This window comes from Actinokineospora sp. HUAS TT18, assembly GCF_051364635.1.
In the GTDB taxonomy this organism is placed as follows: domain Bacteria; phylum Actinomycetota; class Actinomycetes; order Mycobacteriales; family Pseudonocardiaceae; genus Actinokineospora.
The window spans coordinates 1888731-1901066 of the sequence record NZ_CP195645.1 but is presented as its reverse complement, the minus strand read 5'-3'; the positions used below and the strand labels follow the sequence as shown (position 1 = coordinate 1901066).

General features: G+C 70.6%; 11 protein-coding genes. 9 read left to right on the top strand and 2 right to left on the bottom strand.

Annotation, left to right across the window (positions count from 1 at the left end):
* Positions 1–6: 6 nt before the first annotated feature.
* Positions 7–1488, bottom strand: coding sequence for a bifunctional phosphatase PAP2/diacylglycerol kinase family protein (locus ACSHT8_RS08345; protein ID WP_436499340.1), 1482 nt, complete (start codon positions 1486–1488; stop codon positions 7–9).
* A 147-nt stretch (positions 1489–1635) separates the two neighbouring features.
* Here ACSHT8_RS08345 and pafA point away from each other — a divergent pair, with 147 nt between their 5' ends.
* From pafA to ACSHT8_RS08300, 9 genes are all read left to right on the top strand, one after another.
* Positions 1636–2994 carry a Pup--protein ligase gene (gene pafA, locus ACSHT8_RS08340; protein ID WP_436499338.1) on the top strand — a complete coding sequence of 453 codons (1359 nt, stop codon included), beginning with the start codon at positions 1636–1638 and terminating at the stop codon, positions 2992–2994.
* A gap of 40 nt (positions 2995–3034) precedes the next feature.
* Complete coding sequence (locus tag ACSHT8_RS08335) at positions 3035–3574, top strand: GNAT family N-acetyltransferase (RefSeq protein ID WP_436499337.1); 540 nt, start codon at positions 3035–3037, stop codon at positions 3572–3574.
* Between the two features lie 643 nt (positions 3575–4217).
* On the top strand, positions 4218–5192 hold the full coding sequence (locus ACSHT8_RS08330; protein ID WP_436499335.1) for a helix-turn-helix transcriptional regulator: 975 nt from the start codon (positions 4218–4220) through the stop codon (positions 5190–5192).
* Positions 5189–6163 (top strand): helix-turn-helix transcriptional regulator, encoded by a 975-nt coding sequence (locus ACSHT8_RS08325; RefSeq protein ID WP_436499333.1) that lies wholly within the window; start codon positions 5189–5191, stop codon positions 6161–6163. Before ACSHT8_RS08330 ends, ACSHT8_RS08325 begins: the two co-directional genes overlap by 4 nt.
* Before the next feature lie 53 nt (positions 6164–6216).
* Complete coding sequence (locus ACSHT8_RS08320) at positions 6217–6465, top strand: bacteriophage holin (protein WP_436499331.1); 249 nt, start codon at positions 6217–6219, stop codon at positions 6463–6465.
* Positions 6462–6761 carry a Sec-independent protein translocase subunit TatA gene (tatA, locus tag ACSHT8_RS08315; RefSeq protein ID WP_436499329.1) on the top strand — a complete coding sequence of 100 codons (300 nt, stop codon included), beginning with the start codon at positions 6462–6464 and terminating at the stop codon, positions 6759–6761. The genes ACSHT8_RS08320 and tatA overlap by 4 nt, the downstream gene beginning before the upstream one ends.
* A gap of 20 nt (positions 6762–6781) precedes the next feature.
* Positions 6782–7741 carry a twin-arginine translocase subunit TatC gene (gene tatC, locus ACSHT8_RS08310; protein ID WP_436502017.1) on the top strand — a complete coding sequence of 320 codons (960 nt, stop codon included), beginning with the start codon at positions 6782–6784 and terminating at the stop codon, positions 7739–7741.
* A gap of 56 nt (positions 7742–7797) precedes the next feature.
* Positions 7798–10569: a DEAD/DEAH box helicase gene (locus tag ACSHT8_RS08305; RefSeq protein ID WP_436499327.1), complete on the top strand. Its 2772-nt coding sequence runs from the start codon at positions 7798–7800 to the stop codon at positions 10567–10569.
* Between the two features lie 148 nt (positions 10570–10717).
* The gene (locus ACSHT8_RS08300; RefSeq protein ID WP_436499326.1) at positions 10718–11332 is read left to right on the top strand and encodes a DUF4333 domain-containing protein; all 615 of its coding nucleotides are present in this window, start codon (positions 10718–10720) and stop codon (positions 11330–11332) included.
* Positions 11333–11387: 55 nt separating this feature from the next.
* Here ACSHT8_RS08300 and ACSHT8_RS08295 read toward each other — a convergent pair whose 3' ends face one another.
* Entirely contained in the window at positions 11388–12314 is a 927-nt protein-coding gene (locus tag ACSHT8_RS08295; protein ID WP_436499325.1) for a 5'-3' exonuclease, read from the bottom strand.
* Positions 12315–12336: the final 22 nt, after the last annotated feature.

Genomic DNA, 12336 nt, shown 5'->3' with positions numbered 1-12336 from the left:
TCGAAGCTACCGGTAGATCGACAGCGCCCGGGGCCGCGAGCGGAAGGTGAACTGGTTCGCCAGCGGGCCGACCTCGCCGTCGGTGGCGATGCGGCGGTGGCCGTCGAGCAGCTTCACCTCGAGTTCGGCGACGTCGAGCTCCCGGTAGACGTGGCTGGTGCCGAGCGTGCCCGCGAGCGTGGCGATGACGAACCGGGCGCGCGAGAAGGGCACGTCGGCGCGCAGGTAGCGCACGTCGAGCAGGCCCGTGTCGAGCGCGGGACGACCCTTGGGGGCGAAGCCCTTCGGGGCGTAGGTGCCGTTGCCGACGAACAGCCACCACACCAGGTGCGGCTTGCCGTCGAAGGCCATCCGGATGGGCTGGGCGCGGCGCAGCGACCGCCACAGCGCCAGCGCGCCCGCGGGCCACTTGGGCCAGCCCTTCGACTCCAGCTTCTCGCGCAGCCGGACCATCTCCGGGTAGCCGCCGACGCTGGCGGTGTTGACGAACCAGCGGTGCCGCTCGGCGCCCCAGCGGTCGACGATCTCCACGCCCGCGAGGTCGATCTCGACGCCCTGGCCCACACGCATGGCCTGGGCGGCGTCGTCGGCGGTCTGGACGCCGATGTCGCGGGCGAAGTGGTTGAGGGTGCCCGCCGGGATCAGCACCAGCGGCAGCTCGAACTCGGCGGCGACGGCGGCCACCGCGGCCACCGTGCCGTCCCCGCCCGCCACGCCCAGCGCGCGGATGCCCGGGGTGGCCTTGACCTCGTCGGACAGGTAGTCGATGAGGTCGGTGCCCTGGACGGGGTTGATCACCGTGGCCATCGGCCAGAGCTCGGCCAGCTCGTCGGTCGGGTCGTCGCCGAGGCCGGAGTTCGGGTTGACCAGGATCAGCATGCCCTCGCCGTCCGGCAGCGGCACGACGGCGGCGGCGTGGGCGGTGTGCGCGGCCGTGGGGGTCACGACCGGCCACCAGTGCCGCACGGCGTACGCGGCGCCGACGCCGATCGCCGCGCCCGCGGCGATGTCGCTGGGCCAGTGCACGCCGGTGTGCACCCGCGAGTAGGCCACGGCGGCGGCCACCGGGGCGATGACGGCCGCGGCGGAGGGGCTCTCCATCGCCACGGCGGTCGTGAACGCGACGGCGGAGGCGGCGTGGCCGGAGGGGAACGACGAACTCGTCGGCCGCTTCGTGAGCCTGCGGGCGAGCGGCACGAGCTCGGCGGCGGGCCGTCTGCGCGGGAAGAGGTTCTTGCCGACCAGGTTGGCCGACGCGCTGGCGATGGCGATCGAGCCCACCCCGCGCAGTGCCGCCCGGCGGGTCGGCCCCTTGCCCGAGGCGAGGATCGCCGCGACCCCGAACCACAGCCTGCCGTGGTTGGCCGCGGTGGACAGTCGTTTGAGGCCGCGGTCGGCCGGGGACTCCGGCAGCGCGGCGGTGGCCCTGACCAGCGCTTGGTCGAGGCGGTTTACGCGGCGCACGGAGCGCTTGACATGGCCGAACATGATCCTGATTCAACAGGACGGCCCAGTCGCCCGCTTGACGACCATGGCGCAGGTGAACAGCCGGTTACGGAACCGGTCCATAACGGATAGGTCGACCGCCCCGAACGGCGCTCTGACGTTGTCGGTCTTTGCGCCTAGGCTAGAAGGATGCAGCGGCGGATCTTCGGAATCGAGACCGAATTCGGCGTGACCTGCACGTTCCACGGGCAGCGCAGGCTGTCCCCGGACGAGGTCGCGCGGTACTTGTTTCGGCGCGTGGTGTCGTGGGGTCGTTCATCGAACGTCTTCCTGCGCAACGGATCACGCCTCTACCTGGATGTCGGATCACACCCCGAGTACGCGACGGCGGAGTGCGACGACCTGGTCCAACTCGTCACCCACGACAAGGCGGGGGAGCGGATTCTTGAGGATCTGCTCGTCGACGCCGAGCGCCGACTGGCCGATGAGGGCATCGGCGGCGACATCTTCCTGTTCAAGAACAACACCGACTCGGCGGGCAACTCCTACGGCTGCCACGAGAACTTCCTGGTCACCCGGGCAGGGGAGTTCTCCCGCATCGCCGACGTGCTCCTGCCCTTCCTCGTCACCCGCCAGCTGATCTGCGGCGCGGGCAAGGTCCTGCAGACCCCGCGCGGCGCGGTGTACTGCCTGTCCCAGCGCGCCGAGCACATCTGGGAGGGCGTCTCCAGCGCCACCACCAGGTCCCGCCCCATCATCAACACCCGCGATGAGCCCCACGCCGACGCCGAGCGCTACCGCCGCCTGCACGTGATCGTCGGCGACTCGAACATGGCCGAGCCGACCACGCTGCTCAAGGTCGGCACGGCCAACCTGGTCCTGGAGATGATCGAGGACGGCGTCCAGTTCCGGGACTTCAGCCTCGACAACCCGATCCGCGCCATCCGCGAGATCAGCCACGACCTGACCGGCCGCAGGCTGGTCCGCCTCGCGGGCGGCCGCGAGGCCTCGGCCCTCGACATCCAGCGCGAGTACTACGCCAAGGCCGTGGAGCACGTCGCCCGCCGCTCGCCCGACCCGCTGGCCCAGCGCGTCGTCGACATGTGGGGCCGGGTGCTCGACGCGGTCGAGGCGCAGGACCTGACCAAGATCGACCGCGAGATCGACTGGGCGATCAAGCACCGCCTGGTCGAGCGCTACCAGGCCAAGCACAACCTCGACCTGTCCAGCGCCCGAATCGCCCAACTCGACCTGGCCTACCACGACATCCGGCGCGGCCGAGGCATCTTCGACCTGCTCCAACGCAAGGACCTGGTCACCAGGGTCACCGACGACGGCGAGATCGAAGCCGCCAAGGACACCCCACCCCAGACCACCCGAGCCAAGCTTCGCGGCGACTTCATCGCCGCCGCCCAGGCCGCGGGCCGCGACTTCACCGTCGACTGGGTCCACCTGAAGCTGAACGACCAGGCCCAGCGCACCGTGCTGTGCAAGGACCCGTTCCGCGCGGTGGACGAGCGGGTCGAACGGCTGATCGCCTCGCTGTAAACGAATTGCCACGGGCGGGCCGTGCGGGGACCATCCCCGCATGGCCCGCCCTTCCGCTGTCCTGACCGGAGAGATCGTCGTCCTGCGCCGGCGTACGCCTGATGACTTCGCCGAGTTGTACCCGGTGGTCCTGGACGCGTTGCCGCACTTGCGCCCGTGGATGGCATGGGCCGCGGCGGGGGTGAGCGAGGACAGCCTGCGCGCGCACTTGGCGGAGGTGTCGGAGAACTGGGAGGCGGGGACGGAGTTCACGTACTCGATCACGGTGGACGGGGCGGTGGCGGGCAGTTGCGCGCTGATGTTCCGTCGGGGTGGCTGGGAGATCGGGTACTGGCTGCACCCGGATCACGTCGGTCGGGGTGCCGCGCTGGAGGCCGCCGCGTTGCTTGTGGCGGCGGCTTTCGGGATGCCTGAGGTCGAGTACGTGGAGATCGTGCACGACACGGCGAACGCGCGGAGCGGGGCGATTCCGCGGAAGTTGGGGTTCGTGGAGGTGGCGAGGGTGTCGCCGCCCCAGGAGCCGATCACGTCGGGGGAGGACGGGGTGGACGTCCACTGGCGCCTGACCCGCCCAAGCTGACCCACCCGCGCTACCTGCTGCCGCCCTGACACCCCGTCCTCGCCGCTATGCCCGCCTGACACCCACCTGCGTGGGGCGCCCACGCCGCGCTGCCGCCGCCCGACAGATCCGTCCTCGGCGCGATACTCCCGCTCCCGCCGTCCTGACACGTTGCCTGGGCGACCATCCCGTCCTTGTCGCCATACGCGCTGCGCCGGCCACCCGTCCTTCGTCGCCATGCCCGCGTTCCGCTGTGGCCGCACGTGCCCCTCTGGCGGTGTGGTCGCGGATAGCCCCGCCTGGGCGATGCCGTCGCGTGCCCAGCCGCGCCCACGCGCTCCAGCCCTGCCTCACGCGCGCCGTGCCCAGCCTTTCCGCATCCGCCCAGCCTTGCCCGGCGCCTTGCCGCGTCCGCGCAGCTGCCTACTACCACTCATTCCATTCATCATCCCCCTAGCCATCCATCGATCTCACTATCCGCTATGCCCTATCAAGATATCGGATGAAGCCAGGTGGGATGGGGCTGGTCACCATGGGGAGGCGGAGGGCAAAAACGCCTGGAGGGGAGCGGGGCGTCTTGTGCGCGGGCGGGCCGGCGAGGATTCGCACGCATGTTCGGTGTGTTGGGTGAAGGTGCAGGGTGTGGGCACGTTAAGGTGCTCTGGTGTCCGTTGCACGCGCCGAGCGTCTGGTGAACCTGGTGCTGTGCCTACTGTCGACTCGCCAGTATCTCAGCGCCGATCGGATTCGGGGGATCGTCCCCGGCTACTCCGACGCGCCCACTGATGAAGCCTTCTTCCGAACCTTCGAGCGGGACAAGACCGAGCTGCGTGAGCTCGGCATCCCGTTGGAGGTCGGCCGCAACTCGGTGTTCGACACCGTCGACGGCTACCGCATCGCGCGGCGGGATTATGAGCTTGGTGAGATCGACCTCGAGCCCGACGAGGCCGCCGCTGTCGCGTTGGCCGTGCGGCTGTGGGACTCCCCGCAGCTGACCGGCGCCGCGCATGGGGCGTTGTTGAAGTTGCGGGCGGCCGGGGTGGATGTCGACCAGGCCGCGCCCGCGATTGTCGAGTCCAAGGTCCGTACGTCCGAGCCCGCGTTCGCGCCGCTGCTCGCCGCGGTGCAGGACGGGCAGGCGGTGGCGTTCGGGTACCGCAAGCCCTCGCCCGCCGAGGTCACCGAGCGGGTGCTCGAACCGTGGGGTGTCGTCTCGTGGCGGGGTCGCTGGTACGTCGTGGGCCACGACCGCGACCGTGGGGCGCCGCGGTGTTTCCGGTTGTCGCGGGTGGTCGGTGAGGTCCGCAAGGTGGGCAAGCCGGGGCAGGTGCGCAGGCCGGAGAACGTCGACCTGATGCAGTTCGTCGCCAACACCGGCGGTGAGCCGGTCCACTCGTCGAACATCCGCGTGTGGGTGGCCGAGGGCCGCGCCGCGGGGGTGCGGCGGCGGGCGACCACGGTCGGCAAGGAAGAGATCGACGGCGTCGTCGGCGACGTCCTGGAGCTGGAGTTGCGCTTCCCGGACACGGCGGCGGGCTGGCTCGCGGGCTATGGCGCCGACGTCGTCGTGATCGAGCCCGAGGTGCTGGCCAAGTCGGTGCGGGAACGGCTGATCGCCGTGGCGGAGGAGGGGCGATGACCGCCGCACAGGAACGCCTGCCCCGGCTGCTGGCGCTGGTGCCGTATCTGCTGGCCAGGCCCGGCATCCGCATCGAGGAGGCCGCCGCCGACTTCGAGGTCACCACCAAGCAGCTGCGCAAGGACCTGGAGCTGCTCTGGATGTGCGGTCTGCCCGGCTACGGCCCGGGCGACCTGATCGACATCTCCTTCGACGAGGACACCGTCACCGTCACCTTCGACGCGGGCATGAGCAGGCCGCTGCGGCTCACCGGCGCCGAGGCCACCGCCTTGCTCGTCGCGCTGCGGGCGCTGGTCGACACCCCGGGCGTGGTCGACGCCGACGCGATCCGGCGGGCCGTCGCCAAGATCGAAGTGGCCGCGGGCCAGGCGCAACCGGCGGGCGTGGCGGTGGGCCTGGGCGTGCGGGAGGCCGCCGAGACGGTCAAGGTCCGCGAGATGGTCCAGGCCGCGCTGCAGGCGGGCCGGGCCATCCGGATGGCGTACTACACCGCGTCCAAGGACGAGATGACCGAGCGGACGGTCGACCCGATGCGGGTGCTGATCGTCGAGGGCCGCGGGTACCTGGAGGCCTGGTGCAGGCGCGCCGAGGCGGTCCGGCTGTTCCGGCTCGACCGGATCGACGACCTGACCGTGCTCGACGAGCCCGCCGCGCCCCCGCCCTACGCCGAGCCGACCGATGTCTCCGCGGGCCTGTTCCGGGCCGCGCCCGACCAGTCGGTCGCTCGACTCGTCCTCGAGCCGGACGCGCGGTGGATCTCGGAGTATTACCCGGTGGAGGACGTCGAGGAACTCGGCGCCGGACGGCTGCGGGTGTCGATGCGGTACGCGGACACGTCGTGGATCGTGCGGCTCCTGCTGGGCCTCGGCGGCGAGGTCACGGTGGAGGAGCCGGCGCATCTGGCCGACGAACTGCGCTCCCAGGCAGAAGCCGCGGTGCGTCGGATTGATCGTTACCTGGCGTCCACCTGATGTCACGCTCCCGGCTGTGCGGACTCGGGCCGGTCACCCGGTAGGGTTTCACCGTGCCGTACCTGCCAACCGCGGTACTAGCCCTGGCAGGGCTTGTGCTGCTTGTATTAACTCTGGTCCGCCTGGTTAATGGGCTGGGTCGGGTGCGGGCCGTCCTCGGGACGGCGAAGGCGTCCTTCAGTGACGAGACCGGGCTGCTCAAGGCCAGGTCCGCGGCGCTGCGGGTCGCGATCGCCGAACGGAAGCGGTCCGCCGGGCGCGTACCATCGACAAGGCGAATGCAGACAGGAGGACGGCCGTGAATCTTGGACCGTGGGAAATCCTCATCATCGCAGTGGTGATCGTGCTGCTGTTCGGTGCGAGGAAGATGCCCGCCATGGCTCGCTCGCTCGGGCAGTCCATGCGCATCCTCAAGGCGGAGACCAAGGGCATGCGCGAGGACGAGAAGGGCGACGAGGCCAAGCAGGCCGAGGCCCCGGCTCCGCAGCAGCTCCCGGCCGCCGCGCCGCAGCAGACTCCCGAGCAGCTTCAGAAGCAGATCGATGAACTGCAGAGCAAGCTCGGACAGCAGAGCCAGCCGCACAAGAACGCGAGCTGAGAGGAACGGTTCGCACGGTGGTGCGTGATACGCCCCGCCGGGATGAAAGCCGTCGCGAGAAGCGGAAGATCCGCAGTCGTCGGCACAATCCCGACGGCACTATGTCCTTGAAGGATCACCTGTACGAGCTTCGTAACAGGCTGGGTTTGGCGATTCTGTCGATCCTGGCGGGCGGTGTTTTCGGGTTCCTGTGGTTCATGTGGGACATCGGGCCGATTCCCTCGCTGAGCAAGGTGCTGCTGGGCCCGTACTGCGAACTGCCCGCCGACGTCCGGTTCTCGCCGAACGAGAAGTGCCAGTTGTTCCAGACGAAGCCGTTCGAAGCCTTCATGGTCAACTTCAAGGTCGGCATCGCGGCGGGCATGGTCGTGAGCGCCCCGCTGTGGCTGTACCAGTTGTGGGCGTTCATCACCCCCGGGCTGTACTCGCGGGAGCGCAAGTTCGCGTACATCTTCGTGTTCTTCGCCTCGATCTTGTTCGCCGCGGGTGCGGTGCTGGCCTTCCTCGTGATCCCGCAGGGCCTCGAGGTCCTCGTCAGCTTCGGCGGCGACGCGTTCATCACCGCGCTGAACGCCACGGACTACATCTCGTTCGTGCTGGTCATGCTGCTGATCTTCGGCGTGAGCTTCGAGATGCCGCTGCTGGTGATCATGCTCAACATGGTCGGCGTCCTCCCGTACGCGAACCTGAAGCGCTGGCGCCGCGGGATCATCTTCGGCCTGTTCATCTTCGCCGCGTTCGCCACACCGGGCACCGACCCGGTGTCGATGATCGCGCTGGCCGTCGCGATGACACTGCTGTTCGAGCTGGCCGTGCAGGTCGCCCGGATCCACGACAAGCGCAAGGCCAAGCGCGAAGCCGCTGACCTGGCGGCGGGCCTGAGCGACGACGAGGCGACGCCGCTGGACCTGAGCGCGCCGAAGGTGGAGCCCGCCAGGCCGCTGTCGGAGCTGGGCAAGGACTACGACGACGTCACGTGACCGCGCCCTGTGGATAACGGGCGACGTCTGTCGGTCCGATATGGAAGTCTTTGGTTGTGTCCGTATCCCGCACCCCGGCTGAGGCGTACGCGGCCTCCCGTCGCCGGGTGAGCAGCCCCAAGCTCGCGCAGTTCGCAGGCGAGCTGAGTTTCGACCTCGACCCGTTCCAGGCCGACGCGTGCGTCGCCCTGGAAGGGGGCCATGGGGTCCTCGTGTGCGCGCCCACCGGCGCGGGGAAGACGGTGGTCGGCGAGTTCGCGGTCCACCTGGCGCTCGCCGAGGGCCGCAAGTGCTTCTACACCACGCCGATCAAGGCGCTGTCGAACCAGAAGTTCGCCGATCTGACGGCCCGCTACGGGCCGAAGTCCGTCGGCCTGCTCACTGGCGACACGTCGGTCAACGGCAACGCGCCGATCGTGGTGATGACGACCGAGGTCCTGCGCAACATGCTCTACGCGCGGTCCTCCGCGCTCGACGGGCTCGGCTACGTGGTGATGGACGAGGTCCACTACCTGGCCGACCGGTTCCGCGGCGCGGTGTGGGAAGAGGTGATCCTGCACCTGCCGGAGTGGGTCAACCTGGTGTCGCTGTCGGCGACGGTCAGCAACGCCGAGGAGTTCGGCGAGTGGCTGGTGGCGGTGCGGGGCGACACGACGGTCGTGGTCGACGAGCACCGGCCGGTGCCGCTGTGGCAGCACATGCTGGTCGGCAACCGCCTGCTCGACCTGTTCGCGGGCGACGACCACAGCGGCTCCGAGCTGCACATCAACCCGCACCTGGTGCGCCGCGCCGAGGAGGTCGGCCGGTCGCACGCGCCGTGGCACGGGCCGCGGGCGCGGGGTGGCCGGGCGTCGGGGCAGCGGGGTGGGCCGCGGTTCAAGCCGCCGTCGCGGATCGAGGTGATCGAGCGGCTCGACTCGCAGGGGCTGCTGCCCGCGATCGTGTTCGTGTTCAGCCGGGCGGGTTGTGAGGCCGCGGTGTCGCAGTGCGTGCGGTCGGGGCTGCGCCTCAACACCGAGGACGAGGCCGCCGAGGTGCGCCGGATCGTCGACTCCAAGACCCGCGAGCTGCCCGACGGCGACCTGACGGTGCTCGGGTTCTGGGAGTGGCGGGAGGCGCTGGAGCGCGGGTTCGCCGGACACCACGCCGGGCTGTTGCCCGCGTTCAAGGAGACCGTGGAGGAGCTGTTCCTGCGCGGCCTGGTCAAGGCCGTGTTCGCGACCGAGACGCTGGCGCTGGGCATCAACATGCCCGCGCGCACGGTCGTGCTGGAGAAGCTGGTCAAGTACAACGGCGAGGCCCACGTCGAGCTGACGCCGGGGGAGTACACGCAGCTCACCGGCCGGGCGGGGCGGCGCGGGATCGACGTCGAGGGTCACGCCGTGGTGGTCTGGCAGCCGGGGCTCGACCCGAAGCAGGTCGCGGGCCTGGCCTCGACGCGCACGTATCCGCTGAAGTCGTCGTTCAAGCCGGGCTACAACATGGCGGTCAACCTGGTCGACCGGCTCGGTGCGGCGCAGGCGCGGGAGATCCTGGAGCAGTCGTTCGCGCAGTTCCAGGCCGACCGCTCGGTCGTGGGGCTGTCGCGGCGCGTGGAGCGCAACCGGGAGGCGCTGGCCGGGTACGCCGAATCGATGACGTGCCACCTGGGCGATTTCAGCGAGTACGCCGCGCTGCGCAAGCAGATCTCGGACCGGGAGAAGGCCCTGTCGCGGCAGAACAGCGCCGCGCGGCGGGCCGAGGCGGCGCACTCGCTGGAGCAGCTGCGCAAGGGCGACGTGATCGCGGTGCCCGCGGGTCGCCGGTCGGGGTTGGCCATCGTGATCGACCCTGGCCTGGACCCGATGGGCGAGCCGCGGCCGCTGGTCGTCACCGAGGACCGCTGGGCCGGTCGGCTGTCGGTGTCGGACTTCCCGAATCCGGTGACGGCGCTGGGCCGGGTGCGCCTGCCCAAGCAGGTGGACGTGCGCTCGCCGCGGTCGCGGCGGGATCTGGCCTCGACGCTGCGCGCGGCCGGGATCGAGTTGCCCGCCCGCCAGCGCCGCCGCACGGGCACCGACGACGACGCCGAGTTGGCGGCGGCCCGGCGCGCGCTGCGCGCGCACCCGTGCCACGGCTGCCAGGACCGCGAGAACCACGCGCGCTGGGCGGAGCGCTACCAGCGGCTGTTGTCGGAGACCGAGCAGGTCGAGCGCAAGGTCGCGGCCACGACGCACTCGCTGGCCAGGGCGTTCGACCGCATCCGCGGCCTGCTGGCCGAGCGCGGCTACCTCGCGCCGGGCAAGGGCGAGAAGCAGGGCGAGCAGGTCGTCACCGAGCACGGCAAGCGCCTGGCCCGCTTCTACAGCGAGTCCGACCTGCTGGCCGCGGAGTGCCTGCGCAACGGCGTGTGGGACGACCTCGGCCCGGCTGAGCTGGCCGCGGTGGTCTCGGCCCTGGTGTTCGAGGCCCGCCGCGACGGCCCGCTGGAGCCCCGGGTGCCCGGCGGCGCGGTCGAGGCCGCGCTGGTGGCCACGGCCCGGCTGTGGGCGGAACTGGAGAGCGACGAGCGTCACCACCGGCTCGACCGCACGCGCCAGCCCGACCCCGGGTTCGCGTGGACGGTGTTCCGCTGGGCGCGCGGCGAGTCGTTGGAGAAGGTCATCACGGCGGCGGACTCGGCGGGCCAGGAGCTGTCGGCGGGTGATTTCGTGCGCTGGTGCAGGCAGGTCATCGATCTGCTCGACCAGATCCGCGACGTCGTCGGCGAACACCAGCCGGTGGGCGCCACGGCCGCCGAGGCGGTCAAGGCGATCCGCCGCGGCGTGGTCGCGCTGGCCACGGCGTGATCACCGGTGATCGCTGGGCTGAACGGGTTTTGTGGGACACGCTGGGCGGTCGGGGTAGGGTCCGGGGCTCGGCTGTGGTTGGATCGCGCGCAGAGGTGTCCTGTGTTCGGGCATTGGGCGCGCGACCTCGATCAGGCGGAGGCGAGACATGAGCAGCCCTTACGGGCCGTCCGGTGGTAATGACCCGCAGCAGCAGTGGGGGCAGCAGCCCTACGGTGGCGGGCCCACCCCGGGCACTCCGTCCGGCGGGTTCCCGGCGCAGCCCGGTGGCTACCCGCCGCCGCAGCAGCAGAACCCGTACGGCCAGCCTGGCGGTTACCAGCCCACCCAGCAGTACCCGATGGGCGGCGGCTACCAGCAGCCGCAGAACCCGTATGGCCAGCAGCCCGGCTACCAGCAGCCCATGGGCGGCTACCCGGGCTCGGCGCCCGCGAAGAAGGGCAACGCCTGGGTCTGGATCCTGGTCACCGTCGTGGTCCTCGCCGTCGGCGCGGTCGGCGTGCTGGGCTTCATCACGCCGGGCTGGTTCAACACCAAGGTCTTCGACCAGTCGGCGATCCAGGACGGCGTGAAGTCGATCCTGACCGACAAGTACAACATCGAGAAGGTCGAGTCGGTCACCTGCCCGGCGAAGCAGGAGGTCAAGAAGGGCGCGCAGTTCACCTGCACGGCCAAGATCGCGGGCGAGGACAAGACCATCAACATCACGGTCAAGACCGAGACCAACGGCGAGTACGAGGTCGCTCCCCCGAGCGACAAGTAGCTTCGAGCTTCCCGCGGGCGCGTGACCGATCCGGTCACGCGCCCGCGGCGTTTCGCTATCCGCTGATGGCCTTGATCAGCCGGTCCACCGGCGCGCCGAGGTCCCAGCGTTCCTGCAGTTCGCGCACTCGCTCCAGGTCGGCCACCGAGGTCGGCAGCTTCTCCTCGCCGCGCACCTGCAGCGGCGCGTCCGTCGCCACGGCGACCACTTTGGGGGCGGCGGCCAGGTAGGCGGCGTCCTCGGCGAAAGCGGCCTTGACCCGCAGGGGAACGTCCTTGCTGCCCGCCTCGGCGGCCTCGACGAGCGCGGCCAGTGAGCCGAACTTGGTGATCAGCTTGGCCGCGGTCTTCTCGCCGATGCCCGCGATGCCCGGCAGCCCGTCGGACGGGTCGCCGCGCAGGACGGCCATGTCGGCGTAGGCCGATCCGCGTTCGGGCAGGCCGTACTTCGTGGCGAGTTCGCTGGGGCCGATCGTCTCCGCCTTCGACCAGCCGCGGCCGACGTAGATCACCCGGACGGTCGTGGGGGTGTCGCGGACGCACTGGAACAGGTCGCGGTCGCCGGTGATGACCTCGACCGGGTCGACGGTCTCGCGGTCGGCCAGGGTGCCGATGACGTCGTCGGCCTCGTAGCCGGGGGCGCCCGCCATGCAGATGCCCACGGCGTCGAGCAATTCCATGATGATCGGGACCTGCGGGGTGAGCGAGTCGGGCACCTCCTCGATGTTGTTCACCGGGTCGGCGACGCGCTGGGCCTTGTAGCTGGGGATCGCGGCGACGCGGAAGGCGGGCCGCCAGTCGGCGTCGAGGCAGGCGACCAGCCGGGAGGGGCGGCGCTCGGTGATGATCTGGGCGACCATGCCCGCGAAACCGCGCACGGCGTTGACCGGCTGGCCGTCGGGGGAGGTCATGGACTCGGGGAGGGCGTAGAACGACCGGAAGTACAGCCCGGCCGAATCCAGCAGCACGAGAGGTCCGCTCACGACGTGCAGCCTGCCACAAAAC